Below are 26,865 nucleotides of genomic sequence, written 5' to 3' on the forward strand. Positions count from 1 at the left end.
CCACTGAAAGGAGTCATTTATGTTTAATCCCGGTTATTACATTACTGCCGAGCTAAAGGTCAAAGTTCCTGAAAATATCGATAAAGCTCGCCAACATTTGAAAGAACTTTGCGAAGAGACTCTAAAAGAGCCTGGTTGCTCTATTTTCACACTTCATCAATGTGTAGATGATAAGAGCCGTTTCTTGCTGTGGGAAAGGTTTAACAGCGAAGATGATTTCAAATATCACTTTGAGCAACCTCACACGCAAGAGTATCTGAGGCATGACTTGACAGAGGTGGTGCAGTACTTTGTGACGGATGTGCTTTAACTCGTTCATATCCTGTTTGCTCAGGTCTAATTATCACCAGACACCGACGGCCACCAGTCGGTGTCTGACTCCATTTGCAATCACTGCCAATCACGGTTTGGCGAATGCGCTCAAGGAGATTTATGAAGCCAGACTTAACCGGTACAAGGATTGTACTGCGCACCATTGGCCCGCACGATACTGCCGATCTGTTCGAGATTTATGGCAATCCACTGACCATGGAGTTTGCCTCTGATCCCTGCTTTACCTCTCCCGCCATGGTGGCGCAGATGATGGCGAGCGTGGTGCGGCTGGAGCAAACCGGTGAGTCGCTGGAGTGGGCGATTGTCGAGCGGGAGGGCAACAAGGTGATCGGCACCTGTGGCCTGCACAGTTTCAGTGAGGCGGGCCACAGCTGCGAGGTAGGTTGCCTGCTCAATGCGGCCTATTGGCGCAGAGGGTTTATGTCAGAAGCGCTGGGATTGCTGTTCGCCCACGCCAGTACACTGGGAGTCACCTGCCTCACCGCAGATATCGATGCAGATAACGTCCGCTCTATCGCCCTGTTTGAAAAGCTGGGTTTCAAAGCGCGTGCAGGGCGCTATCAGCGCATGCTGCCCTTTGTCTGACCCGAAACCAGAGGCATGACCCCCTCGCCTCTCAGGGCGTTGTGGCAAGGCTCAGGCATAAAAAAACCGGAACCCAAGGGTTCCGGTTTTTTTCATTCCAGCCGAGGCTGGCAAACCAGCAAATTAAGCCTGGTTTTTAACTTCTTTCAGACCGCGGAAAGGAGCTTTGGCACCCAGAGCTTCTTCGATACGGATCAGCTGGTTGTACTTGGCAACACGGTCAGAACGGCTCATGGAACCGGTCTTGATCTGGCCAGCAGCGGTACCAACAGCCAGGTCGGCGATGGTCGCGTCTTCGGTCTCACCGGAGCGGTGGGAGATGACGGCAGTGTAGCCAGCGTCTTTGGCCATCTTGATGGCAGCCAGAGTTTCGGTCAGGGAACCGATCTGGTTGAACTTGATCAGGATGGAGTTGGCGATGCCGTTGTCGATACCGCGCTTCAGGATCTTGGTGTTGGTTACGAACAGGTCGTCACCCACGATCTGGATTTTCTTGCCCAGTTCAGCAGTCTGGTAGGCGAAACCTTCCCAGTCAGATTCGTCCAAGCCATCTTCGATGGAGACGATCGGGAACTTGGTGGTCAGGTCAGCCAGGAAGTCGGAGAAACCGTTGGAGGTGAAGACACGACCTTCGCCTTTCAGGTTGTACTCTTTCTTCTCTGCGTCGTAGAACTCGGAAGCAGCGCAGTCCATAGCCAGGGTGATGTCGGTGCCCAGTTTGTAACCGGCAGCGGCAACGGCTTCAGCGATAACTTCCAGCGCTTCGGCGTTGGATTTCAGGTTCGGAGCGAAACCACCTTCGTCACCAACTGCAGTGTTGTAGCCCTTGGACTTCAGCACTTTGGCCAGGTTGTGGAACACTTCTGCGCCCATGCGAACGGCTTCTTTCAGGGTCTTGGCGCCAACCGGCTGGATCATGAACTCCTGGATGTCGACGTTGTTGTCGGCGTGCTCACCACCGTTGATGATGTTCATCATCGGCAGCGGCATGGAGTAAACACCCGGGGTGCCGTTCAGCTCGGCGATGTGGGCGTACAGCGGCATGCCTTTGGCAGCAGCGGCAGCTTTGGCGTTAGCCAGGGAAACAGCCAGGATGGCGTTGGCGCCGAACTTGGATTTGTTCTCGGTACCGTCGAGGTCGATCATGATCTGGTCAACGGTGGCCTGGTCCTTGGCATCTTTACCCAGCAGAGCTTGAGCGATCGGGCCGTTTACGGCTTCGATGGCTTTCAGCACGCCTTTACCCAGGAAACGGCTCTTGTCGCCGTCACGCAGTTCCAGCGCTTCGCGGGAACCGGTGGACGCGCCAGACGGAGCGGCTGCCATACCAACAAAACCACCTTCCAGGTGAACTTCGGCCTCTACGGTCGGGTTACCACGGGAGTCGATGATTTCACGACCGATCACTTTAACGATCTTGGACATGTGTATTTCCTCAGGTTTCGTAAAAAAACAACAAAAATATGCCAAAAAAAGCGGCTGTGGCACAGTGCCCCAACCGCATTTATTTTCAATTACTTCAAATTACGCTTCTGATACTCGCCTGCCGCCTTCACAAAACCGGCGAACAGAGCGTGGCCATCACGAGGAGTAGAGGTGAACTCCGGGTGGAACTGCGCAGCCACGAACCAGGGGTGATCCGGGATCTCGATGATTTCCACCAACTTCTTGTCGGCGGAGAGACCGGTCACTTTCAGACCTGCCGCTTCAATCTGCGGCAGCAGCTTGTTGTTGACTTCGTAACGGTGACGGTGACGCTCGTAAATAGTCGGGCTGCCGTACATCTGACGCACCTTGGAATCTTCGACCAGGTGGCAGAGCTGGGAACCCAGACGCATGGTACCGCCCAGATCAGACTTCTCGGTACGGGTCTCGATATTGCCCTCTTCATCAACCCACTCGGTGATGAGGCCGACGACCGGGTACGCGCAATCTTTCTTGAATTCGGAGGAGTGAGCCCCTTCCATGCCCGCTACGTTGCGAGCGAATTCTATCATGGCGACCTGCATGCCGAGGCAGATACCCAGGTAGGGGATCTTGTTCTCGCGGGCATACTGGGCAGCCAGAATTTTGCCTTCCACACCGCGCTCACCGAAGCCACCCGGCACCAGGATCGCGTCCAGACCTTCCAGCAGCTCGGCGCCACGGGTCTCGATATCCTGAGAGTCGATGTACTTGATGTTGACGGAGTGGCGGGTCTTGAGACCACCGTGCTTGAGCGCCTCGTTGACGGACTTGTAAGCGTCCGGCAGGGAGACGTATTTGCCGACCATACCGATGGTCACTTCACCAGTCGGGTTGGCCTCTTCGTAGATAACCTGTTCCCACTCGGACAAGTCAGCCTCTTTGCACTCCAGACCGAAACGCTCGGTGAAGTAGGAGTCCAGGTTCTGGGATTTCAGCAGTGCCGGGATCTTGTAGATGGAGTCGACGTCTTTCATGGAGATGACGGCGCGCTCGGGCACGTTGCAGAACAGGGCGATCTTGGCGCGCTCGTTGGCCGGAATGGCACGGTCAGAGCGGCAGATCAGCACATCCGGCTGGATACCGATGGAGAGCAGCTCTTTAACGGAGTGCTGGGTCGGCTTGGTCTTCACTTCACCGGCAGCAGCCAGGTAAGGAACCAGCGTCAGGTGCATGAACATGGCATTGTTGCGGCCCACTTCGGCAGCCAGCTGACGAATGGCTTCGAGGAACGGCAGGGACTCGATATCACCTACGGTACCGCCCACTTCGACGATGGCAACCTGATGGCCTTCGGCACCGGCAATCACCCGCTCCTTGATGGCGTTGGTGATGTGCGGGATAACCTGAATGGTGGCGCCCAGATAGTCACCACGACGCTCTTTACGCAGTACGTCGGCGTAGATACGGCCGGTGGTAAAGTTGTTGCGACGGGTCATCTTGGTGCGGATGAAACGCTCGTAGTGGCCCAAATCCAGATCGGTTTCGGCCCCGTCCTCGGTTACGAACACTTCACCATGCTGGGTCGGGCTCATGGTGCCCGGATCCACGTTGATGTACGGGTCCAGTTTCATGATGGTCACATCCAGACCACGGGCTTCCAGAATGGCTGCCAGAGAAGCTGCGGCAATGCCTTTGCCGAGGGATGAAACAACGCCACCAGTAACAAAAATATATTTGGTCGTCATGCTGAACCTGAAAGAAGTTTAGGGAATTTTAAGGGGTGCTTCGGGGATGAAGCAGGACGGGGAAACAGTATACCAAAAACCCCTCTCCCAAACAATGAGCAAAAATCTATCAGGCTCGCCGCCCCCCCATCTTGCGCCAAATCAACTTTGCTCGGTTTCCTTCGCCTTATCCCAGGCGGCATCGAGCTTTTCGAGGGTGCAATCGGTCATTTTCAAGCCTTCTGCGGCGATTATCTGCTCAACCTGACGAAAACGACGTTCGAACTTGGCGTTGGCGCCTCGCAGTACCTGCTCCGGATCCTTGCCCAGATGACGCACCAGATTGACGGTGGCAAACAGCAGGTCGCCGAGCTCGTCGCTCACTCGCGCCTCGTCCACATCGGCCATCAGCGCCTCTTCCATCACCTCGTCGATCTCCTCGTGGATCTTGTCCACCACAGGCCCCAACGTCTTCCAGTCAAAACCGACGGTGGCGCAGCGTTTCTGAATTTTGGCGGCGCGAGTCAGGGCCGGCAGCGCCTGCGGGATATCGTCCAGCACGCTCTCTTTGTCGAGGGCCGCCCGCTCTTTGGCCTTTTCCGCCTCCCAGTTCGCTTTTACCGCTTTCTCGTCGCCAAGGTCTGCATCGGAAAAAACGTGGGGATGACGGCGAATGAGCTTTTCACTCACCGTATCCACGATATCGGCAAAGTCGAACAAGCCCCGCTCTTTACCCAGCTGGGCGTAAAACACCACCTGAAACAGCAGGTCGCCCAACTCCCCTTTCAGCCCCTGCCAATCCTCTGTCTCGATGGCATCGGCCACTTCGTAGGCCTCTTCCAGGGTGTGCGGCACTATGGTCTGGAAGTTCTGTTTCAGATCCCAGGGGCAGCCGTTTTGCGGATCACGCAGACGAGCCATGATGTCGAGCAGTTGAGGCAGATCGTAACGTTGAGACATGAGATATTCGCTTTCGATTCGTTCAAAAAGGGTCATAAATACAGACCGGCCACTGGGGCCGGTCGGTTCGATATCAAAGCCGCTTGGCGCTGATCACATCGTTGAGCTGACTGAGCTTGGCCAACGCCCGGTTGAAGGCGTTGATGTTGTAAATCTCCAGCTCCATGTCGATCTCGGCGGTCTGCTCGCGCACGTTGGAGCGCGAACGCACCCCCATCACATTGATCTTCTCGTTGGCCAGCACGGTAGTGATATCGCGCAGCAGGCCGGAGCGATCGTTGGAGATGATCCGGATGGTGAGGCCGTAGCCACCGGAGTAGTTCTCCCCCCACACCGCATCGATCAGCCGCTCCGGATTGCGCCGTGACAGCTCCTTGAGCTGCTCACAATCTTCCCGGTGGATCGAAACGCCACGGCCCATGGTGATAAAGCCCTGAATGGAGTCCCCCGGAATGGGCTGGCAGCAGCGGGCAATATGGGTCATCAGGTTGCCGACCCCTTCCACCACGATGTGGTCTTTGGGCTTGTGGCGCATCGGCGCATTGGCCTTCTGCTCCAGCTTCTCCAACAGGCGGCGATCTTCCTCTTCCGCCGTCGGCTTGTTGTAACAGGTGTCGAGATAGTTGAGCACCTGGTTGATGCGGATATCGCCGCTGCCGATACCGGCCAGCAGATCGTCGGTGCTCTCCAGATTGAAGCGGCGCAGCATGTTGCCCTTGTCGATCTTGGACATGCTGAGGTTGTGGCGATCCAGCTCCTTCTCGAACAGCTCGCGACCGGCCACGATATTCTTGTCCCGATCCAGTTTTCTGAACCAGGTCGCCACCTTGGCCCGCGCCCGGCTGGAGCGCAGGAAGCCGGCGTTGGGGTTCATCCAGTCGCGGCTCGGGTTCGGCTCTTTCTGGGTGATCACCTCCACCTGATCGCCGGTCTGCAGCGCGTAGGTAAACGGCACGATGCGACCATCAATCTTGGCGCCGATGCAGCGGTGACCGATCATGCTGTGGACGTGATAGGCAAAATCGAGCGGGGTGGCGCCCGCCGGCAGGTCGATGACATCCCCTTTCGGGGTGAAGACGTAGACCCGGTCCTCGAACACCTGACTGCGCAGATCTTCCAGCAGGGAGCCGCTCTCGGAGAGATCCTCCTGCCAGGCGAGCAGTTTGCGCAGCCACTCGATCTTGTCTTCGAAGGTGTTGGCCTTGCCGCCTGCCTGTGCCCCTTCCTTGTAGCGCCAGTGCGCCGCGACGCCGAGTTCGGCATCCTGATGCATCTGATCGGTACGGATCTGGATCTCGACGGTCTTGCCCTCAGGCCCCACCACTACGGTGTGGATCGACTGATAGCCGTTCGGTTTGGGGTTGGCGACATAGTCGTCAAACTCGCGGGGAATGTGGTGGAACTGGGTGTGGACGATACCGAGCGCCGCATAGCAATCCTGCAGCCGCTTGGTCACTACCCGCACCGCGCGCACGTCGAACAACTCGTTGAATTCGAGGTGCTTCTTCTGCATCTTGCGCCAGATGCTGTAGATATGTTTCGGCCGACCGTACACCTCAGCGTCAACTCCCGCCTCTTTCAGGCCATTACGCAGGGATTGCACAAACTCGCGGATGTAGCGCTCGCGGTCGAGCCGCTTCTCGTCGAGCTGCTTGGCGATCTGCTTGTAGGTATCCGGGTGCAGGTAACGGAAGGCGAGATCTTCCAGCTCCCACTTGAGCTGGCCGATGCCCAGACGGTTGGCGAGCGGCGCATAGATGTTGGTGATCTCCTGGGCCATCAGCACCCGGGTCTCTTCATCTGCCGTCTTCGCTTCCCGCAGGCAGGCGATCCGCTCCGCCAGCTTGATCACCACGGCACGCACATCCTCGACCATGGCGAGCAACATGCGACGCACGTTGTCGACCTGCTCCGGCGAGGTTTCGCTGCGATGGAGGGTTTGCAGGGAGCGGATGGCCTCCATCTCCAACACCCCTTCCACCAGCTTGGCGATCTTGGAGCCAAAGTCCTCGTCCATCCGCTCCTGGCTGATGAGACCGGCTTCGACGAAGGGGTAGATGATGGCCGCTTTGAGGGTGCCGATATCCATGCTGAGCATCTGCAGGATGCCCACCATTTCGATGCCGCGTACCAGCAGCTTGCTGGTCAGCGCCTCGTCACCGAGCGTCAGACAATACTGGTAGACGGTTCGCAGCTGATCCTTTTCACTGTCACTCAAGGAGAGCGAGCTGACCCACTCTTCCAGGGTGAAGTTGTCTTTCAAATGAATATCGCGAACCGCAACCATGGTATCAATCCTTTAAATTATCGGGCCGAAAGCTGTCACTTTCTCCCCTCATGAGATTGCCTCAAATGGGGATATCCAGCGCACTTTTCAAGGCATATTGTCCAGAAAGACAATAGAGCGCGCCAACAGGCCCTGCCGAACGACGAGGGTCTAGATTACCCCAATCACATCAGCTCAAACAGCCGCAGACACGCCAGATTACATATCCGCATCGCCGTACCGATGAGCAGGATTACTTCAAATACACACCAGCTCAAACAGACGCAGACATGCCAGATTACATATCCGCATCGCCGTACCGATGAGCAGGATGACTTCATATACACACCTGCTCAAACAGTAACAAACATGCCGGATGACCTATCCGGCATCGCCGTACTGATGAGTCATTTACTCCCGTTCAAACAGCGCCATGGACTCCAGATGACCGGTGTGAGGGAACATGTCGAGCATGCCGAGGCGCACCAGACGATAACCCCCTTTCACCAGCACCTGACTGTCCCGCGCCAGGGTGACCGGGTTACAGGAGACGTAGACCACCCGCTTGGGTGAAAGTTTCACGACGTGCCCCATCACTTCCAGCGCGCCGGGGCGAGCCGGATCCAGCAGTACCAGATCAAACCCTTCCCGCGCCCAGGACATGCCGACGATGTCATCGCTCAGGTCGGCCTTGTAGAAACGGGCATTGGTGATGCCGTTGCGACGGGCGTTCTCTTCGGCCCGCTGCACCATGGCCAGTTCACCTTCCACACCCACCACTTCGCGAGCCTGACGGGCCAGCGGCAGAGTGAAGTTGCCGATGCCGCAGAAGAGATCGAGCACCTTGTCATCCTTGCTCGCCTCGAGCCATGTCAGCGCCTGCTCCACCATGCTCTGGTTGATAGGACCGTTGACCTGAATGAAATCACCGGGGGCAAATGCAAGAGACAGGCCATCCAGCGAGTAGGATGGGGAAAATTGTTGCTGCAGCGCTTCGATGCGATCATCGGCCGCCTGCAGATAGAGGTCGATCCCCTGCGCTTTTGCAAACTCCACCAGCAGGGCGCGATCCGCCTCATTGGGGCGGCCGGTGTGGCGCAGCAGCATCATGATCCCCTGCTCGGCCTGGATAAGCTCCGCATGGCCCAGCTCGCGCTGGCTCTTGAGGCGATTGAGGCACTCACGCAGCGGGGCAATCAGCGCAGAGAGCGGCTCGGCCAGTACCGGGCAACCGTCGATCTCCACCAGATCGTTGCTGTTGCGGCGGCGGAAACCGACCCGGGTGCAGCGACCGTTCTTGTCAAATTTGATGGCCAAACGACAGACCCGGCGATAGGCACGATCTTCACCGGTCAGTACCGGCTCCAGCGCCGGCGCCTTGATGTTGCCCAACCGCTCGAACAGGCTGACCAGTCCGGCCGCCTTGGCGGCTTGCTGATCGGCAACCGACATGTGCTGGGCACTGCAACCGCCGCACTCGCGATAGTGGCTGCAGAAGGGGGTGATACGGTTGGCTGCCGGGGTCACCACCTGTTGCAAGGCGGCGTGACCATACTGCTTTTTCTCTTCGGTGATGCGTGCCTTGACGGTCTCGCCGGGCAGTGCCCCTTCGACGAAGATCGCCTTGCCCTGATGGCGACCGATACCGACGCAGTGGTGATCGAGGGTGTTTATCGTAAATTCAATGCGTTGGAGCTGGGTGGACTTCTTTTGGGGCTTGAAAAACTGGGCCATAAAACTTGGTGCCTATAGGTGGCTATGTCATGATTGTGGAATCTGCTGCCGGGTATTGTCCCACAAGAATAATAGTATGACCAAATACGGCCACAGAGCCCGTGTATTGCCATCAACCCTATCGCCAACCCTGTTCACTGGTGGCCTGTTCGTATGACCAAATATGGCCTGAGAGCACGCGTTCTCGCCTTCACCATCCTGCCGACCCTGATCATCGGTGGCCTGATGGCCGGTTACTTCACCTTCCACCGCTACCAGCAGCTGGAAAACAACCTTATTGATCAGGGGATCAACATCATCGAACCGCTGGCGATCGCCAGTGAATACGGGATGACCCAGCACAGCCGAGAATCCCTCAAGCGGCTGATTGGTCTGACCCATCGCAAGAACTCTCCCTTCATCAAGTCCATCGCTGTCTTCACCCAGGACAACCAGCTGTTCGTCACCTCGAACTATCACCGGGATTTCACCCGGCTCAGGCTGCCCGATGGCGAGCCCATTCCGGATCTGACCAGCGTGACGTTTCAGGGGGACGACATCATTTTGCGCACCCCGATCCAGGCTGAAACCAGTCTGGATGGCTTCCCGCTGCCCAGCGATGTAGAGCCGCCGATGATCGGCTACATCTCGATGCAGATGGCAACCGATAGGGCCATGCTGCTGCAGTACCGCGACACCTTCTTTGCGGTGATCATGGTGCTCATCGGGGTCGCCTTCAGTACCCTGTTTGGTTTCCGCTTGGTCAAGAGCGTGACCCAGCCCATCACCAACATGGTGCAGGCGGTGCACAAGATCAGGGAGGGGCGGCTCGATACCCGGGTCAGCGGCCAGCTCACCGGCGAGCTGGATATGCTGAAAAACGGCATCAACGCCATGGCCAAGGCGCTCTCCGAATATCACGAAGAGATGCAGCAGAATATCGATCAGGCCACCTCTGACCTGCGCGAAACCCTGGAGCAGATCGAGATCCAGAACGTCGAGCTCGACATGGCCAAGAAGCGGGCGCAGGAGGCGGCGCGGGTCAAGTCGGAGTTTCTGGCCAACATGTCCCACGAATTGCGTACCCCGCTCAACGGGGTCATCGGTTTTACCCGCCAGCTGCTGAAAACCAGCCTGACCCCGAGCCAGACCGACTACATGCAGACCATCGAGAAATCGGCGCGCAACCTGCTTGGCATCATCAACGACATCCTCGACTTCTCGAAGCTGGAAGCGGGCAAGCTGCAGCTGGAGCATATCCCCTTCAGCCTGCGCGACACCCTCAACGAGACCATGCACCTGCTCGGCCCCAGCGCCCACGACAAGCAGCTGGAGCTCTCCCTGCGGGTGGATGCCGATGTGCCGGATTACCTCACCGGCGACCCCATGCGTCTGCAACAGGTGCTGACCAACCTCACCGGCAACGCCATCAAGTTCACCGAGCAAGGCAACGTGGATGTCCATATCGAGCAGACCGGCAGTGGCAACCACAAGGTGAGGCTCAATGTCCAGATCCGCGATACCGGCATCGGCATCTCCCAAGAGCAGCAACATCAGCTGTTCCAGGCCTTCAATCAGGCCGACTCCTCCATCTCCCGCCGTTATGGCGGCACGGGCCTGGGCCTCGTTATCACCCAGAAGCTGGTGCAGCAGATGGGCGGCCAGATCCGCTTCGAATCGGAGCTCGGCAAGGGCTCCATCTTCTCCTTCAGTCTGGATGTGGAGGTCTCGCCCCTGCCCCAGACCGATCAACTGCCGCTGGACCGGATCCGTGGCAAACGGCTCTGGCTGCTGGAGCCGGATCCCTTCGCGCAAGCCTCCCTGCTCGCCCTGCTGGCGGAGTGGCACCTCGACGTGCACCCACTGACCAGCGATGATCCCTGGCCCGAGATGAGCGAGAAGGAGATGGTGATCATCGGCAGCAGCCCCCTGCATACGCCGCAGCAGGTGCTCGGCCGTCTCGACAGACTGAACGGCCAGCAGCAGAACACCATAGTGCTGCTCAGCAGCCACGAGCCGGCGCTCTATGACGCGATGCTGGCCCATGGCGCCCAGCACTGTCTCTCCAAACCGGTCAACCACCGCAAGCTGCTGCACGCCCTGCTCTCGCCGGAATCGAGCCGCCAGAAGCTGCCTGCGCAACCTGCGCCGCGCCAGTTGCAGCCAATCAAGGTGCTGGCGGTGGATGACAACGCCGCCAACCTCAAGCTGATCGCCGCCATGCTCAAGGAGATGGTGAGTCAGGTGGTGGTGTGCAAAAACGGCAAGGAGGCGGTCAAACAGGCCCAGAGCCAGCCGTTCGACATCATCTTCATGGATATCCAGATGCCGATCATGGATGGCATCAGCGCCACCCAGGCGATCCGCAACCAGTCCCTCAACACCACCACCCCGATCGTGGCGGTGACCGCCCACGCCATCCCCGGCGAACGGGAGCGGCTGATTCGGCAGGGGATGGACGACTATCTGGCCAAGCCCATCGACGAGAGCATGCTGGCCCAGCTCATCACCGACTTTGCCCATCGCCGTCACCAGAATAATGGTGCCCAACAGATCGACTGGGCACTGGCGGTGCGGCAAGCGGCGGGAAAAGAGCATCTCGCCAGAGAGATGCTGACCATGCTGCTGGCCAGTTTTGACGAGGTCGAGCCGGTGCTGGATAGCGCACTGGCGGGCGAAATTGAAGATAGCGAGGTGCTGGCCCAGCTCCATCGCCTCAACGGTGGCTGTGCCTATTCCGGGGTGCCGGGACTGCAACGGCTGCTCTCCCAGCTGGAGCAACAGCTGCGTGACGGCGTGCCGGTGAGCGAGCTGGAACCAGAGCTGCTGGAGCTGCAAGATGCGCTGGAACTGGTGCGCCAGGAGGCGCCCCGCTATCTCGGCAAAGCTTGATGAGCTTGACCTGAACTGTATCGGCCCCCGCTTTTTCTGACGCGAGGGCCGCCAGATGGTAAAGTTGCGCCGTTTACACAGGAGTCAGCATGACCAACAACGATATTCTGCGCCGTCTGCGCTACGCCCTCACCATCAGCAACGACCAGATGGTCGAGATGTTTGCCAAGGGCAACCTGGCGGTCACTCACGCCCAGCTGCACAACTGGTTGATGAAAGAGGCAGCGGAAGGTGAAGAGCAAGAGGCAGGCTATGTCGCCTGTCCCGACTCGGCCCTGAGCCAGTTCCTCGACGGTTTCATCATCGCCCGCCGCGGCGTGCGGGAAGATGCACCGGCCCAGGTGATCCCGAACCGGATCAACAACAACATGATCCTGCGCAAGCTGCGCATCGGTCTCAACTTCAAGGAAGAGGACATGCTCGGTACCCTCAAGCTCGCCGACTTCAACCTCTCCAAGTCCGAGCTCAGTGCCCTGTTCCGCTCCAAGGATCACAAGCACTATCAGGATTGCGGGGATCAGATCCTGCGCAACTTCCTGATCGGTCTCACGGCCAAATACCGCGGCTAACCAGCCGCGCGACTGACCAGACAGGGCCTTCGACATGTGCCAGCGACTCACTCCTCCCACGCTCAGCAGCCTGGCTGCAGCAGGGGGATGGCGCTGGCACTGTCTTCTTCCCCTCTTCTTTTTACCACTGGTTCTGCTGCTGAGCGCCTGCACACCATCCGAGTACCAGCTATCTACCCGCTATCAGAGCGCCAACCAGAACGAGCGGATCGCCTTTCTGATCCTCCACTACACCGACGAAGATGATGCCAACTCCCTGCGCCTGCTGACCGAGCAGGAGCACAAGGTGAGCGCCCACTACCTGATCCCCCGCGACAGCCACGAGACACCGTTCACCGTCTATCAGCTGGTGCCGGACAACGCACGCGCCTGGCATGCGGGACGCAGCCGCTGGCACCAATATGCCGGGCTCAATGCCAGCTCCCTTGGCATCGAGATCGTCAACCTCGGCTATCCAGCAGAAGATGAGTCACTGCCACCCGATGCGCGGCGCTGGCAACCCTATACCCCGCAGCAGATTGCTGCCGTCGGCGCCCTCAGCCGGGAGCTGGTCGCCCGCTACCAGATTCCACCGACCCAGGTGCTGGGCCACAGCGATGTCGCCCCCGAGCGCAAGCAGGATCCCGGCCCCCACTTCCCCTGGCGCCAGCTCTATCTGACGTACGGGGTCGGCGCCTGGCCCGATGAAGGTCGGGTGACTGAGTTGCTGGCCAGCCCCTTGCCCGACTGGGATGCGGCCATGTGGCAGCAGCAGTTGGCCCGCTATGGCTATGGCCTGCCCCGGAGCAGCCAGTGGGATGAGCAGAGCCGCGCCGTCATGGGCGCCTTTCAGCTCCACTTTCGCGCCAGCAAGGTCGATAGCAAACCGGACCGCGAGTGTCAGGCCATCCTGATGGCGCTGCTCGAAAAATACTTCCCCTAATACTCATCCATTGCCCCCGTTGCTGCGTACTGTTTGATAGCCGTTAGCTATCAAACAGTTAGGCACAAGCAATTGTCCCTGCATTTTGCAAGGCGTTATTCTGACTGCGTTCCGAAAGAGAATTTCAAACCGATTTCCAAATCTGGAGGTGAATGATGAAAAGCCCGATTGGTCTTGATACTGCTCAATCACAAGCCCTGGCAGCCGAGTTGAACAAATTGCTGGCCAGCTACCAGATCCTCTACATGAACGTGCGCGGCTTCCACTGGAATATCCGTGGCAACCAGTTCTTCGAGCTGCACCTGAAATTTGAAGAGATTTACAACGACCTGCTGCTGAAAGTCGATGCACTGGCCGAGCGGATCCTGACCCTGGATGGCGTGCCCATGCACAGCTTCAGCGACTATCTGAAAGTCTCTGCCATCCCCGAGCAAAAAGGGCTGCACGATGGCCGCGCCTGTGTCGAATCCCTGCTGGATAGCTTCCGTGAACTGCTGGTCGCCCAGCGCCGTATTCTGGGTCAAGCCGCCGAAGCCGGTGATGAGGGCACAGCCTCCATCCTCTCCGACTATGTGCAGCAGCAGGAAAAACTGGTCTGGATGCTGCGCGCTTATCTGGCCTGATAGTGAACCAAGCCGACTACAGCGTACGTATGCTGGCTTGAGTAAGTACCGGGCCGAAAGCTCCTGACCAGACCACGGCCCAATCCGTCTGATTGTTATGTTCTGTTGCAAACCTGAGTTGTCTCTCCTTTTATCCACCCGCTTGCCGCCCTGTTTGGGCGGCTTTTTTTGTTTTTGATCTGCATCAAGGGAATCTTAATTTGCAAATTGAATACCTATTAAGTTTTTCGCGAGAGGAATAGAATCGCCACAAAACAGACAACTGAAATGTCCAATTAGGAGAGACATGATGTTTTGTGTGCAATGTGAACAGACAATTCGTACCCCGGCAGGCAACGGCTGTGCCTACGCACAAGGTATGTGCGGCAAGACGGCGGAAACCTCGGATCTGCAGGATGTGCTGATCTACACCCTGCAGGGGCTCAGCGCCTGGGCGCTGGCCGCCCGCGAGCAGGGCATCATGGATCGCGAGGTCGATGCTTTCGTGCCCAAAGCCTTCTTCGCCACCCTCACCAACGTCAACTTCGACTCGAATCGCATCGTGGCCTACGTCAATCAGGCCCTCGCCTATCGCCAGCAGTTAGCCAATCGTCTGACCGCCATGGCGGTGCAGGTCAACGACTTGCCACAGTCCGCTTACTTCGAACCCGGTGCCGAACTGCTGGAACAACTTGCCCATGCCGCGCCAGCCGCCCCCAATCGGGGCAAGAGCGAGGTGAACGAGGACATCATGGGGCTGCGTCTGCTCTGTCTCTACGGCCTCAAGGGCGCGGCCGCCTATATGGAGCACGCCCGGGTGCTGGATCAGCAGAGTGACGAGGTGGCCGCCGAATTCCACCGCATCATGAGCTGGCTCAGCACAGATCCGAGCGAAATGGGTCGGCTGTTCAGCTGTGCCATGGAGATCGGTCAGCTCAACTTCAAAATCATGGAGATGCTGGATCTCGGTGAAACCAGTGCTTTCGGCCACCCGGAACCGACCCGGGTCAGGGTCACGCCGATCCCCGGCAAGTGCATTCTGGTCTCCGGCCACGACATGATGGATCTCAAGCTCATTCTGGAGCAGACCAAGGGGACCGGCATCCATGTCTACACCCACGGTGAAATGCTGCCCGCACTGGCCTACCCCTTCTTCAAACAGTACCCCCATCTGGTGGGCAACTACGGCTCCGCCTGGCAGAACCAGCAGAAGGAGTTTGCCAACTTCCCGGGCGCCGTGGTGATGACCTCCAACTGCATTATCGACCCGAACGTGGGCAACTACAGTGACCGCATCTTCACCCGCTCCATCGTCGGCTGGCCGGGCGTAACCCATCTGGAGGGGGATGATTTCTCCGCCGTGATCGCCAAGGCCCAAGCGCTTGAAGGCTTCAAACACACAGAGCTCGAGCACTTCATCACCATCGGCTTTGCCCGCAACGCTCTGATGCAGGCAGCACCCGCGGTGATCGAGAAGGTCAAGGCCGGGGAGATCAGCCACTTCTTCCTGGTGGGTGGCTGTGACGGCGACAAGGCCGAGCGCGCCTACTTCACCGAGTTTGCCAAGGCGGCACCGCGCGACAGCCTGCTGCTCACCCTGGGCTGCGGCAAATACAAGTTCAACAAGCTCGACTTTGGCGACATCGGCGGCATTCCGCGTCTGCTGGACGTGGGTCAGTGCAACGATGCCTACTCCGCCATCCAGCTGGCGCTGGCGCTCTCCGAAGCGTTCGAGTGCGGTGTCAACGATCTGCCGCTGACGCTGGTGCTCTCCTGGTTCGAGCAAAAAGCCATCGTTATTCTGCTCACCCTGCTCTCCCTCGGGGTGAAGGACATTCGTACCGGCCCGACCGCCCCCGCCTTCCTCACTCCGGCTCTGCTCAAGGTGCTGGAAGAGCAGTTCGGTCTGAAAGGGACCACCACGGCCGAGGCTGACTTGGCCGAGATCCTGGCGGCCTGATCGGCACCTCATGTTGTAAGCGTTTGGCGAGCCGCCCGGCTCGCCTTTTTTCTGGACCCGGCTTTTTCACCAGACGTTTTTCAAACCGTTTCAAACCTTATCAAACCCAAGGAGCCTTGTGATGACCTCTCTCACGCTCACCTGCATTGGCCGCCAACAGAACACCCACGACGTAGTGAGCTGGCAGCTGGCGCCGCTTTCCGGCAGCCTCCCTCCCGTACTGGCTGGCCAGTGCATCACCCTGCACACCGAGATCGACGGCCTGCCGGAGTGCCGCGCCTATACCCTCTCCTCCAGCCCGCAGGATGCCTGCTGGCAGGTCACCATCAAGGATGTGGGACGGGTCTCCCACCATCTGCACCAGACCTTGCAGGTGGGAGACAAGATCCGGGTGGATGGCCCGTTCGGCGATTTCAACCTGACCGCCCTGCCTTGCAAACGGCCACTGCTGCTCAGTGCCGGTTCCGGCATCACCCCCATGTGGGCCATGTTGCGGGACGAGCTAGCCAAACGGCCGGATGCCGATATCCGCTTTATCCATAGCGCCCGCTCGCCAGCAGATGTGATCTTCGCAGATGACTTGGCTGCATTGGCCGAAGCTCATCCCGGTGTACGCCATGCCCTGATACTGGAAGAGGCGCCAACGGCTCATCCCTGGGTGGGCCGACTCACCCCCGCCATGCTGGCCGAGCTGGCCCCAGATCTGCGCGAACACCATGTCTATCTCTGCGGCCCGGCCCCCTATATGGCGGCGGTCAGCACCATGCTGGCAGAGCTGGGATTGCCACCGGAGCAGCTGCATCAGGAGTCTTTTGGCCTTCCTCCAGCAGAGCCTGCCACCACCACCAGCGACCACTTCTGGCTAACCCTGAAAAAGAGCGGCAAAAAGGTGAAGATCCTGCCGGGTCAGACCCTGCTGGCGGCGCTGGAAGCGGCGGGCGAAACCATGATGGCGGCTTGTCGCGCCGGGGTATGTGGCAGCTGTCGTTGCACCACCACAGGTGACATCGAGCGCCAGAGCGTGATGACCCTGAGTGCTCAGGATCTGGAGAGCGGCGTTGCTCTGGCCTGCTCCTGCACCGCGAAAGGGGATATAAGTCTCGATTATTGAGATACGCAAAGGGCTTCATTGGTATCTCAACCTTTTCCCGAGCGGGCAGGACGGGTAGACTCTGCCCCAGTTTCACCAGAACACGGGATAAAAAATGACAATACTGGTCACAGGGGGCGCCGGCTATATCGGCTCCCACACCCTGGTTGAGCTGCTCGGCGCGGGGCAGCAGGTCGTGGTACTCGACAACCTCTCCAACTCCTCACCGGAGTCACTCAAGCGGGTCGAGCAGATCACCGGCAAACCGGTCACCTTCGTCGAAGGGGATGTGCTGGACAGAGCCTGCCTGCAGCAGCTGTTCGCCAACCACCAGATCGAATCGGTCATCCACTTTGCCGGCCTCAAGGCGGTCGGGGAGTCGAGCCAGATCCCGCTCACCTACTACCAGAACAACATCAGCGGCACTCTGGTGCTGTGCGAAGAGATGGCCAAGGCCGGGGTTTTCCGGCTGGTATTCAGCTCCTCGGCCACCGTCTATGGCGATCCCGCTTCGGTACCGCTGCGGGAAGATTTCCCCACCAGCGCCACCAACCCCTATGGTCGCTCCAAGCTGATGGTGGAGGAGATCCTGCGCGATCTCGCCAAATCCGATCCCCGCTGGGCTATCGTACTGCTGCGTTACTTCAACCCGGTCGGCGCCCACGAGAGCGGCCTGATTGGTGAAGATCCCAACGGCATCCCCAACAACCTGTTGCCCTATATCAGCCAGGTGGGTGTCGGCAAGCTCAAGGAGCTGGGGGTATTTGGCAACGACTACCCGACCCCGGATGGCACCGGCGTACGTGACTACATCCATGTGGTGGATCTCGCCATCGGCCACCTGAAAGCACTGGCGCGCATCAAGAGCGACACCGGCGTCTTCACCTACAACCTGGGCACAGGTCAGGGCTACTCGGTACTGGAGATGGTCAAGGCGTTTGAAGCGGCCAGCGGCCGACCCATTCCCTACCAGATCAAACCCCGTCGCCCGGGCGACATCGCCGAGTGCTGGGCAGAGCCAACGCTGGCCCGTGCCGAGCTGGGCTGGCAGGCAGAACGCGGTCTGGAGCAGATGATGGTCGATACCTGGCGCTGGCAAAGCAACAACCCGAACGGCTATCAAGGCTGATCTCTCGCGGGTTGATAACAAAACGCCCCGACATTTTCATGTCGGGGCGTTTTATTTTGCAACGCTCAATCAGTGGATCTGACTGCGCAGCAGCGGCACACGGGCCAATCGGGGGGCGATGCGCTCTATCAGCCGATCCGCCAGCGGGGTCAACAGCAGCCAGGGCAGGCAGAGGGTCGCCAGCCCCAGCGCGCCGACGTAGACATCGGTAAACCAGTGGGCGCCAGCCAGAATGCGCGGCGCGGAAAAGATCGGCACCATCAGCAATGCGGTGACTCCCGCCCAGCGCGGCAGATAGCGCAAGGCATAGCCGGCGAAGATCATCAGGAACAGAGCGTGATCCCCGGGGAAGCTATCACCGGAAGAGTCCTTGGTCGGAATAGCGCTGATCTGGGTCACCCGCAGCGCATCAGCTACCATCAGGGTCGGGCTGGGTCGCTCCACCGGCAATCGGTGACCAAGCTGGTTGATCACCAGTGCACTCAGCAGCATCACTATACCCATTGCCACCAGTTGGCGACGACCCGCCAGATCCCGTGCAAAGAAACATCGGGCCAGGATCAGCCCCATACAGGCCAACACCGCCAAATCGAACAGCCGGTTATTGGTGATGGCCACCAGATCGGCCCACAGAGCCGACTGGCCGAGCCAGCTGTTGACGGTATGAAAAATCGCGAGGTCCCACTGATCCCAGGGACCATGAGCGGGCAGCGCAGCCCAACTGATGGCCACCAGACCACCGACCAGATAGCAAAGCAGGAACTTGCCCATGGGGACTCTCCTTTGGAAAAGGGCGATATCGTAAAACTGTCGCGTGCGTCACAAAACCGAAGAATTGTAAGAAAGTGCGTCACAATATCAAGTCTCAAATAAAGCCTTCCAGCCCATTCCAATCTCGCATATCCCAACAGCGCCAAGATTTCTGCCTCCAGTGCTGCATCTGTGGGCCTCTCACCATGAGTGCGGCTTGTGCCACCACCGCAACACCCCCTAGAATGCGCACTTCCCTTTACTGCGAAAGGAAGCGGTATGCATATTCACATTCTCGGGATCTGCGGCACCTTTATGGGTGGTCTGGCGGTATTGGCAAAACAGCTTGGTTACCGGGTGACCGGTTCGGATGCCAATGTCTATCCCCCCATGAGCACCCAGCTCGAGCAACAGGGCATCGAACTGACCGAAGGCTATGACCCCTCCCAACTCGATCCGGCGCCGGAACTAGTGGTGATCGGCAACGCCATGAGCCGCGGCAACCCCTGTGTTGAATATGTGCTGGACCGCAATTTGCCCTACATCTCCGGCCCCCAGTGGCTGCTGGAGCACGTGCTGCAGGATCGCTGGGTGCTGGCCGTCGCCGGCACCCATGGCAAGACCACCACCGCCAGCATGTTGGCCTGGGTGCTGGAGTACGCCAAACTGGAGCCCGGTTTCCTTATTGGCGGCGTGCCGGGCAACTTCCCGGTCTCCGCCCGTCTCGGCTCTGCCCCCTTCTTCGTCATCGAAGCGGACGAGTATGACTGCGCCTTCTTCGACAAACGCTCCAAGTTCGTCCACTACCATCCGCGCACCCTGGTGATGAACAATCTGGAGTTCGACCACGCGGACATCTTCCCGGATCTCGCCGCGATCCAGCGCCAGTTCCACCACCTGATGCGCACCGTACCGAGCAACGGTCGGGTGCTGTTCCCGAAGGCGGATGACAACCTCACCGCCGTGCGCAAGATGGGCTGCTGGAGCGAAGTGGAGCTGGTGGGTCAGGATGACGCCAAGTGGAAAGCGGTCAAGCTGGCCGATGACGGCTCCGCCTTCGAGGTGTGGCTGGACGGGGTGAAGCAGGGCGAAGTGCACTGGGAGTGCATCGGCGAGCACAACGTCAACAACGGTCTGATGGCCATTGCTGCCGCACGTCATGCTGGCGTGATGGTGGAGCATGGCATCGCCGCCCTCTGCCAATTCAAATCCCCCAAACGGCGGATGGAACTCAAGGGCGAAGTGGCTGGCATCAGTGTCTATGACGACTTTGCCCACCACCCCACCGCCATCGAGACCACCCTCGGCGGCCTGCGCGCCAAGGTAGGCAGCTCACGTATTCTGGCGGTGCTGGAGCCTCGCTCCAACACCATGAAGCTGGGGGTTCACAAGGAGGAGCTGGCTGGCTGCTTCGATGGCGCCGACGAGGTGTTCTTCTTCCAGCCCCCCAACATCGGCTGGGATCTCGGCGAGGTGACCGCCCATATGACCCGACCGGCCAAGGTATTCAACGATCTGGAGACCTTGATCAACCGGTTGGTGGCCGAGAGCCGCGATGGCGACCATATTCTGATCATGAGCAACGGCGGCTTCGGTGGCATTCATGACAAGCTGATCGCCCGCCTCAAGGATTACCACGGCGAACTATGAACAAAGCGATCACCCTGGCGCTGACCGGCGCCTCCGGCGCCCCCTACGCCCTGCGCCTGCTCCAGTGTCTGGTGCAGGCGGACTATCGGGTCTATCTGCTCGCCTCCTCGGCAGCTCGTGTGGTACTCAAGACCGAGCAGCAGCAGGATTGGCCCGGCTCGCCGAAAGAGCTCTCTGCCTATCTTTGTCGCCAATATGGTGCCAAGGAGGGGCAGATTGTCGCCTGCGGCAAGGAGGAGTGGTTCTCGCCGGTCGCCTCCGGTTCGGCCGCCCCCAAACAGATGGTGGTCTGCCCCTGCTCCATGGGCACCGTCTCGGCCATTGCCAACGGCACCTCGGACAACCTGCTGGAGCGCGCAGCGGATGTGGTGCTCAAGGAGCGTGGCCAGCTGATCCTGGTGCCCCGCGAAACCCCCTTCTCGGCGATCCATCTGGAGAACATGCTGAAACTGGCGCGGCTCGGGGTGACCATCATGCCTGCCGCCCCCGGTTTCTATCATGAGCCGAAAAGCATCGCCGATCTGGTGGACTTTATGGTCGCCCGCATCCTCGATCATCTAGGTGTCGAGCATGAGCTGACCCACCGCTGGGGCTATGGCCACCAGTGAGGTGACCGCCATATCCGGCCATAAAAAAACGGCGCCACTCAATGAGTGACGCCGTTTTTTCGTTAAGCCGTGTTAGCGAGCCTGAATTGGCGCCGTCACGTACTTGAACAGGAAATCAGTCACCTCTTGGCGCACCGGGCGCTGAGGTTGATTGATCATCTGCATCATCACATAGCCAAAACCGGTCAGAGAGCGGGCCAGATCCTGTGCTGACAGCACGCTGGTGATCTCCCCTGCATCCATGGCGGTTTGCAGCTCGCTGGCGATCAGCTCAAGGCAGTGATCGAGCAGCCGGGTATAGCGGGGCCATACCTCTTCCCGAACCGATGAGCTCCACTCCAGCCAGATACCGGCATAATCCGGTTGATCGTAGGCGGCATCGACAGAGAGGCGTACATGACGCTGGATCTTGTCGAAAATGGAGCCCTGGTCACCGTATGCCTGCGACAGCATTTGGTTCACAAAGCGTTCGATCTCGGCCAGCACCTCATCTACCAACTCCTCGCGGGTGTTGAAATAGTTGAAGACGGTAGCCACAGAGACCTTGGCCTGTTCGGCTATCTCGGCGTGACCTGCACGGCCAATGCCGCGACGGGAGAACACCTCGATGGCACATTCCATCAATTGGGAGCGACGAGCTTCCGGCGACAGCCGGGTACGACGTCTTATTTCTGCGCGTGGTTCCATAGTTTTTATCATCTAATAGTTATTGATTATGGTGTTTATAGTATTTTAACTAATCATGCCTGAGTGCCTGCTAACTCTATCAATTAAAATAAGCCGATAAAAGCACCACGTATCTCTAGCACCCTTCAACATGAGTGGTAGAATCATCGGTTTTGATATTCATGAACGGCCAAATCCCCTTTGGCCTTATGGGAGTAAGTGATGAAACACACCGTCGAGGTGATGATCTCCGAGGCTGAAGTAGCCGCCCGGATCGCCAAATTGGGTGAAGAGATCACCGCCCGCTATCAGGGTTCTGACGAAGTCGTGATGATTGCGCTGCTGCGCGGTTCCTGCATCTTCCTGGCCGACCTCTGCCGCCAGTGCCAGCTGCCCATCACCCTGGACTTCATGACCGCCTCCAGCTACGGCTCCGGCATGCACAGCACCCGTGACGTCCGCATCCTCAAAGACCTGGACGATGACATCAAGGGCAAGGATGTGGTGATCGTGGAAGACATCATCGACACCGGTTACACCCTCAACAAGGTGCGCGAGATCCTCTCCCTGCGCGAGCCGAAATCCCTGGCCATCTGCACCCTGCTGGACAAACCCTCCCGCCGCGAAGTGCAGGTGCCGGTCGACTGGATTGGCTTCGCCATTCCGGACGAATTCGTGGTCGGCTGTGGCATCGACTACGCCCAGAAGTACCGCAACCTGCCGTTTATCGGCAAAGTGGTACCCCAGGAGTAAGCCAGGTTCAGGAATATCACGGGTGAAGCGGCCTTGCGCCCTTTACTCTGTGCAGGCGGCCTTGGCCGCCTTTTCTGTATCGAGCCGGATTCAACCATCACAGAGGTTGCAATGAACGCACTGGAAATCAGCGGCCTGAAAAAGACCTATCAGGGGGGCGTCGAAGCCCTTAAAGGCATCGATCTTACCGTCAGGCAGGGGGATTTCTTCGCCCTGCTCGGCCCGAACGGCGCGGGCAAGTCCACCACCATCGGCGTCATCAGCTCGCTGGTGAACAAGAGCGCCGGCAAGGTGAAGGTATTTGGCTACGACATCGACAGCGATCTCGAACAGGCCAAGGCCCAGCTCGGGCTGGTGCCGCAGGAGTTCAACTTCAGCCAGTTCGAGAAGGTGATCCAGATTGTCACCCATCAGGCCGGTTTCTACGGCGTGCCCAAGGCGGAAGCCAAGATCCGCGCCGAGAAGTACCTGCGCCAGCTCGATCTGTGGGAGAAGCGCGACATGCCTGCCCGCACTCTCTCCGGCGGCATGAAGCGCCGCCTGATGATCGCCCGCGCCCTGATGCACGAGCCCAAGCTGTTGATCCTCGATGAGCCGACCGCCGGGGTCGATATCGAGATCCGCCGCTCCATGTGGACCTTCCTCAAGGATCTCAACGAGCAGGGCGTCACCATCATCCTCACCACCCACTATCTGGAAGAGGCCGAGATGCTCTGCCGCAACATCGGCATCATCGACAAGGGTCGGCTGATCGAGAACACCAGCATGAAGAATCTGCTGGGCAAGCTGGGTCGCGAGACCTTCCTGCTCGACCTTGCGCCAGATTCTGCCGTACCTGAGGTGCCAGAGTTCAACGGCCGCATGCAGGATGAACGTACCCTTGAAGTGGATCTCGACAAGAGCCAGTCACTCAACAGCCTGTTCGAGCAACTGTCGAACCAGCAGGTGCAGGTCGTGAGCATGCGCAATAAGGCCAACCGGCTGGAAGAGCTGTTCGTCAATCTGGTCGAAGAGGGGAGAAAAGCATGAATCTGGCCATCTACTACATCGCCTTCAAGAGCATTCTGGCCAAGGAGCTGAGCCGCTTCACCCGGATCTGGATCCAGACCCTGGTGCCACCGGCCATCACCATGAGCCTCTACTTCGTCATCTTCGGCAACCTGATCGGTTCGCGCATCGGTGACATGGGCGGTTTCACCTACATGGAGTTCATCGTGCCCGGCCTCATCATGATGTCGGTGATCACCAACTCCTACTCCAACGTTGCCTCCTCCTTCTTCAGCGCCAAGTTCCAGCGCAATATCGAGGAGATGCTGGTGGCACCGGTGCCCAACTACGTCATCATCGCCGGCTATGTGGGTGGAGGCGTGGCACGCGGCCTCTGTGTCGGCCTCATCGTCACCCTGGTGTCGCTGTTCTTCGTGCCGCTGCAGATCCACCACCTGTTCAGCGTCTGCTTCACCGTGCTGCTGACCGCCATCCTCTTCTCGCTGGGTGGCCTTATCAACGCGGTGTTTGCCAAGACCTTCGACGACATCAGCATCATCCCCACCTTCGTGCTGACACCGCTCACCTATCTGGGCGGGGTGTTCTACTCCATCAGCCTGCTGCCCCCCTTCTGGCAGAGTGTCTCCCAGGTGAACCCCATCATCTACATGGTGAACGCGTTCCGTTACGGCTTCCTCGGCATCTCCGACGTGCCGCTCGGCACCGCCTACCTCATCATCATCGGCTTTATCGTGGCCCTCTACGGTATCGCCTGGTGGCTTATCTCCCGCGGCACCGGCCTGCGCCACTAATGACCAAAACGGGCACCTCGCGGTGCCCGTTTTTTATTCCCCCTGTAGCCCCTTCAACCTGCCAGCCCCCTTCTCAATAACCTGCCTGTCATTAAGGATTTACCTGACACCTTGTGATCCACCGCAATTTTCGAATTACCCCCAAAGGTATAATTCTCGCGGTTGGATGTGCCGTCACGGATGGCTCGTCCGTCTCTTCATTTCTCTCATCAGGGCAGGATCGCCTATGTCACTTATCACCGAGTTGCCAGCCATATTCGATAGCTTTTCAGATGCCCGTCGTCAGGGCTTTCTGGCTGTAATGGCACTCAAGGAGCGACAGATCCCCCTGGTCGGCACCTACTGTACCTTTATGCCGCAGGAGGTGGCGATGGCCGCCGGCGCCGTGGTGGTATCGCTCTGCTCCACCAGCGACGAGACCATCGAGGAGGCCGAGAAAGACCTGCCCCGCAACCTCTGCCCGCTGATCAAGAGCAGCTACGGGTTCGGCAAGACCGACAAGTGCCCCTACTTCTACTTCTCCGATCTGGTGGTGGGGGAAACCACCTGCGACGGCAAGAAGAAGATGTACGATTACATGGCCGAGTTCAAACCGGTGCATGTGATGCAGTTGCCCAACCGCGCCGATGACGAGGCCTCCCGCACCCTGTGGCGCAGCGAAGTCGTCCGCTTCAAGAAGTTGCTGGAGCAGCAGTTCGGCAAGCCCATCAGCGAGCAGGCATTGCGAGACGCCATCGTGCTGAAAAACCGCGAGCGCCGCGCGCTGGCCGATTTCTACCGGCTGGGCCAGCTCAATCCGCCGGCACTCAGCGGTACCGACCTGCTCAAGGTGGTCTATGGTGCCACCTTCCGCTTCGACAAGGAGCAGCTCATCAGCGAGCTGCAGGAGATGACCCGCAGCATCAAGGTCGAGTATGCCGAAGGCAAGCGGCTCGATGCCCGCCCGCGCATCCTCATCACCGGCTGCCCCATCGGCGGCGCGGCCGACAAGGTGGTGCGCCTCATCGAGGAGCACGGCGGCTGGGTGGTGGGTTACGAGAACTGCACCGGCGCCAAGGCAACCGAGCAGTGCGTCAGCGAAGAGGGCGACCCGTTCGATGCGCTAACCGACAAGTATCTGGCCATCGGCTGCTCCTGCATCTCTCCCAACCACCAGCGCATGAATCTGCTGAGCCAGATGGTGGAGGAGTATCATGCAGACGGGGTGATCGATGTGATCCTGCAGGCCTGCCACACCTATGCGGTAGAGTCGCTCGCCATCAAGCGTCACGTGCGCGAACGCCACGGCATCCCCTACATGGCGGTGGAGACCGACTACTCCAGCGCCGACAAGGGACAACTGGCCACCCGGCTGGCCGCCTTTATCGAAATGCTGTGAGGAGGCGCCGTGTCACTCTCCATCGGGATTGACTCGGGCTCCACCGCGACCAAGGGGATCCTGTTCGACAGCCGGGATGGCGGGCGCATCGTCCGCCGTTTTCTGGTGCCGACCCCCTTTCGTCCGCTGGCTGCCATCGAGCAAGGCTGGGAGGAGCTCTCGTCCGATTTGCCAGAGCGCCCCCACCTGACCCTGACCGGCTATGGCCGCGATCTGGCGTCGTTCGCCGATCGCCGGGTTACCGAGATCTCCTGCCATGGGCTGGGGGCTCGCCTGCTCTGCCCGTTGGTACACACCGTCATCGACATCGGCGGGCAGGATAGCAAGGTGATCCAGCTCGATAGCGACGGCAACCTCACCGACTTTCTGATGAACGACAAGTGCGCCGCCGGTACCGGTCGCTTTCTCGAGGTGATCACCCGCACTCTGGGTGCCCGGGTAGAGCTGCTTGACGAACTGCTGCAAGGGGCCGAGCCCCACGACATCAGCAGCATGTGTACCGTGTTTGCCGAATCGGAGGCGATCAGCCTGCGCTCGGCGGGCATTCCCGCCGAGTCGATCCTGGCCGGTATCGTCCGCTCCATGGCCCGGCGCAGTGCCAATTTTATCGGCCGCCTCGGCGCCCGACCGAGCGTGCTCTTTACCGGCGGCGTCAGCCACTGCGCCACCTTCCGCAACTATCTGGCCGAAGGGTTGGGCTGCGAAGTGGCCACCCACCCGGATGCCCAGTTTGCCGGTGCGCTGGGGGCCGCCCTGTTCGGCGCGCGCGCCAGCACGGGAGGAAAATCATGAATCAGGAGTTTCTCTACCTGTTCCACTCCACCCTCGGCACAGTCAGGCTGCGCAAACGGCTGGAGCAGCACGGTCAGTCGTTTCGGGTCTGCGATGTGCCGCGTCTGCTCAGCGCCGGCTGTGGCCTCGCCATTCGTCTCCACTGCCCGTCAGACGAGTGGCAACAGTGGTGTCAGCACGGTGAAACCGCCGCCGTCTTTCGCTGCGAAGCGGGCGGCGACTATCAGGAGCTGGCCCGCTATCCGGCCGATAGTCAGGACATGGCCAAGCATACGCCTGTGGCTGGCAGTCGGAGTCATGGATGATAAAGAGCTATC

Annotated in this window: 24 protein-coding genes; 17 read left to right on the forward strand and 7 right to left on the reverse strand. The window is 59.2% G+C overall.

What is annotated here, in order from left to right; all coding sequences use genetic code 11:
• Window positions 1–19 precede the first annotated feature (19 nt).
• Both AB5Y99_RS09330 and AB5Y99_RS09335 read left to right on the forward strand, forming a co-directional pair.
• Entirely contained in the window at window positions 20–310 is a 291-nt protein-coding gene (locus AB5Y99_RS09330) for a putative quinol monooxygenase (protein ID WP_164536118.1), read from the forward strand.
• Between the two features lie 122 nt (window positions 311–432).
• A complete protein-coding gene (locus AB5Y99_RS09335) occupies window positions 433–918 on the forward strand; it encodes a GNAT family N-acetyltransferase (RefSeq protein WP_368209529.1) in 486 nt (161 codons plus the stop codon).
• Between the two features lie 123 nt (window positions 919–1,041).
• Here AB5Y99_RS09335 and eno read toward each other — a convergent pair whose 3' ends face one another.
• The 5 genes from eno to rlmD form a co-directional block, all read right to left on the reverse strand.
• Entirely contained in the window at window positions 1,042–2,343 is a 1,302-nt protein-coding gene (gene eno, locus AB5Y99_RS09340) for a phosphopyruvate hydratase (protein WP_005335583.1), read from the reverse strand.
• An 89-nt stretch (window positions 2,344–2,432) separates the two neighbouring features.
• Window positions 2,433–4,070 (reverse strand): glutamine hydrolyzing CTP synthase, encoded by a 1,638-nt coding sequence (pyrG, locus tag AB5Y99_RS09345; protein WP_005343329.1) that lies wholly within the window; start codon window positions 4,068–4,070, stop codon window positions 2,433–2,435.
• A 141-nt stretch (window positions 4,071–4,211) separates the two neighbouring features.
• Complete coding sequence (gene mazG, locus AB5Y99_RS09350) at window positions 4,212–5,009, reverse strand: nucleoside triphosphate pyrophosphohydrolase (protein WP_236351245.1); 798 nt, start codon at window positions 5,007–5,009, stop codon at window positions 4,212–4,214.
• Window positions 5,010–5,082: 73 nt separating this feature from the next.
• A complete protein-coding gene (gene relA, locus AB5Y99_RS09355) occupies window positions 5,083–7,296 on the reverse strand; it encodes a GTP diphosphokinase (RefSeq protein WP_005335588.1) in 2,214 nt (737 codons plus the stop codon).
• A gap of 390 nt (window positions 7,297–7,686) precedes the next feature.
• On the reverse strand, window positions 7,687–9,009 hold the full coding sequence (gene rlmD, locus AB5Y99_RS09360) for a 23S rRNA (uracil(1939)-C(5))-methyltransferase RlmD (protein WP_368209531.1): 1,323 nt from the start codon (window positions 9,007–9,009) through the stop codon (window positions 7,687–7,689).
• 153 nt (window positions 9,010–9,162) lie between these two features.
• Between rlmD and barA the strand changes: the two genes are divergently transcribed.
• The 7 genes from barA (at window position 9,163) to galE (ending at window position 18,152) form a co-directional block, all read left to right on the forward strand.
• The gene (barA, locus tag AB5Y99_RS09365) at window positions 9,163–11,880 is read left to right on the forward strand and encodes a two-component sensor histidine kinase BarA (protein ID WP_368209533.1); all 2,718 of its coding nucleotides are present in this window, start codon (window positions 9,163–9,165) and stop codon (window positions 11,878–11,880) included.
• Window positions 11,881–11,969: 89 nt separating this feature from the next.
• Window positions 11,970–12,449, forward strand: coding sequence for a DUF1456 family protein (locus tag AB5Y99_RS09370; RefSeq protein ID WP_368209535.1), 480 nt, complete (start codon window positions 11,970–11,972; stop codon window positions 12,447–12,449).
• 34 nt (window positions 12,450–12,483) lie between these two features.
• Window positions 12,484–13,371, forward strand: a complete 888-nt coding sequence (locus AB5Y99_RS09375; RefSeq protein WP_368209537.1) for an N-acetylmuramoyl-L-alanine amidase — start codon at window positions 12,484–12,486, stop codon at window positions 13,369–13,371.
• 155 nt (window positions 13,372–13,526) lie between these two features.
• On the forward strand, window positions 13,527–13,994 hold the full coding sequence (locus tag AB5Y99_RS09380; protein WP_005362843.1) for a Dps family protein: 468 nt from the start codon (window positions 13,527–13,529) through the stop codon (window positions 13,992–13,994).
• A 289-nt stretch (window positions 13,995–14,283) separates the two neighbouring features.
• Window positions 14,284–15,933: a hydroxylamine reductase gene (gene hcp, locus AB5Y99_RS09385; protein WP_100645152.1), complete on the forward strand. Its 1,650-nt coding sequence runs from the start codon at window positions 14,284–14,286 to the stop codon at window positions 15,931–15,933.
• A gap of 121 nt (window positions 15,934–16,054) precedes the next feature.
• Complete coding sequence (locus tag AB5Y99_RS09390; RefSeq protein WP_368209539.1) at window positions 16,055–17,044, forward strand: FAD-binding oxidoreductase; 990 nt, start codon at window positions 16,055–16,057, stop codon at window positions 17,042–17,044.
• A 94-nt stretch (window positions 17,045–17,138) separates the two neighbouring features.
• Window positions 17,139–18,152 carry a UDP-glucose 4-epimerase GalE gene (gene galE, locus AB5Y99_RS09395; protein ID WP_005335608.1) on the forward strand — a complete coding sequence of 338 codons (1,014 nt, stop codon included), beginning with the start codon at window positions 17,139–17,141 and terminating at the stop codon, window positions 18,150–18,152.
• 69 nt (window positions 18,153–18,221) lie between these two features.
• Here the strand turns inward: galE and AB5Y99_RS09400 are convergent, their stop codons facing one another.
• Complete coding sequence (locus AB5Y99_RS09400; protein WP_368209541.1) at window positions 18,222–18,923, reverse strand: phosphatase PAP2 family protein; 702 nt, start codon at window positions 18,921–18,923, stop codon at window positions 18,222–18,224.
• A gap of 258 nt (window positions 18,924–19,181) precedes the next feature.
• Here AB5Y99_RS09400 and mpl point away from each other — a divergent pair, with 258 nt between their 5' ends.
• The gene (gene mpl, locus AB5Y99_RS09405) at window positions 19,182–20,552 is read left to right on the forward strand and encodes a UDP-N-acetylmuramate:L-alanyl-gamma-D-glutamyl-meso-diaminopimelate ligase (RefSeq protein ID WP_368209543.1); all 1,371 of its coding nucleotides are present in this window, start codon (window positions 19,182–19,184) and stop codon (window positions 20,550–20,552) included.
• The gene (locus tag AB5Y99_RS09410) at window positions 20,549–21,160 is read left to right on the forward strand and encodes a flavin prenyltransferase UbiX (RefSeq protein WP_167565406.1); all 612 of its coding nucleotides are present in this window, start codon (window positions 20,549–20,551) and stop codon (window positions 21,158–21,160) included. The genes mpl and AB5Y99_RS09410 overlap by 4 nt, the downstream gene beginning before the upstream one ends.
• A 72-nt stretch (window positions 21,161–21,232) precedes the next feature.
• Here AB5Y99_RS09410 and AB5Y99_RS09415 read toward each other — a convergent pair whose 3' ends face one another.
• On the reverse strand, window positions 21,233–21,847 hold the full coding sequence (locus AB5Y99_RS09415) for a TetR/AcrR family transcriptional regulator (protein ID WP_042052376.1): 615 nt from the start codon (window positions 21,845–21,847) through the stop codon (window positions 21,233–21,235).
• Window positions 21,848–22,048: 201 nt separating this feature from the next.
• Here AB5Y99_RS09415 and hpt point away from each other — a divergent pair, with 201 nt between their 5' ends.
• The 6 genes from hpt (at window position 22,049) to AB5Y99_RS09445 (ending at window position 26,853) form a co-directional block, all read left to right on the forward strand.
• Entirely contained in the window at window positions 22,049–22,579 is a 531-nt protein-coding gene (hpt, locus tag AB5Y99_RS09420) for a hypoxanthine phosphoribosyltransferase (protein WP_005335618.1), read from the forward strand.
• Window positions 22,580–22,690: 111 nt separating this feature from the next.
• Window positions 22,691–23,608, forward strand: a complete 918-nt coding sequence (locus AB5Y99_RS09425) for an ABC transporter ATP-binding protein (protein WP_368209545.1) — start codon at window positions 22,691–22,693, stop codon at window positions 23,606–23,608.
• Window positions 23,605–24,378, forward strand: coding sequence for an ABC transporter permease (locus AB5Y99_RS09430; RefSeq protein WP_368209547.1), 774 nt, complete (start codon window positions 23,605–23,607; stop codon window positions 24,376–24,378). Before AB5Y99_RS09425 ends, AB5Y99_RS09430 begins: the two co-directional genes overlap by 4 nt.
• Before the next feature lie 226 nt (window positions 24,379–24,604).
• Window positions 24,605–25,756 carry a double-cubane-cluster-containing anaerobic reductase gene (locus tag AB5Y99_RS09435; protein WP_368209549.1) on the forward strand — a complete coding sequence of 384 codons (1,152 nt, stop codon included), beginning with the start codon at window positions 24,605–24,607 and terminating at the stop codon, window positions 25,754–25,756.
• 9 nt (window positions 25,757–25,765) lie between these two features.
• Window positions 25,766–26,548, forward strand: coding sequence for an acyl-CoA dehydratase activase (locus AB5Y99_RS09440; RefSeq protein ID WP_368209551.1), 783 nt, complete (start codon window positions 25,766–25,768; stop codon window positions 26,546–26,548).
• Window positions 26,545–26,853, forward strand: a complete 309-nt coding sequence (locus tag AB5Y99_RS09445; protein ID WP_213388010.1) for a DUF3343 domain-containing protein — start codon at window positions 26,545–26,547, stop codon at window positions 26,851–26,853. The genes AB5Y99_RS09440 and AB5Y99_RS09445 overlap by 4 nt, the downstream gene beginning before the upstream one ends.
• The last annotated feature ends 12 nt before the right edge of the window (window positions 26,854–26,865 follow it).

It is taken from the genome of Aeromonas sp. R4-2 (assembly GCF_040908295.1).
Lineage (GTDB): Bacteria > Pseudomonadota > Gammaproteobacteria > Enterobacterales > Aeromonadaceae > Aeromonas > Aeromonas veronii.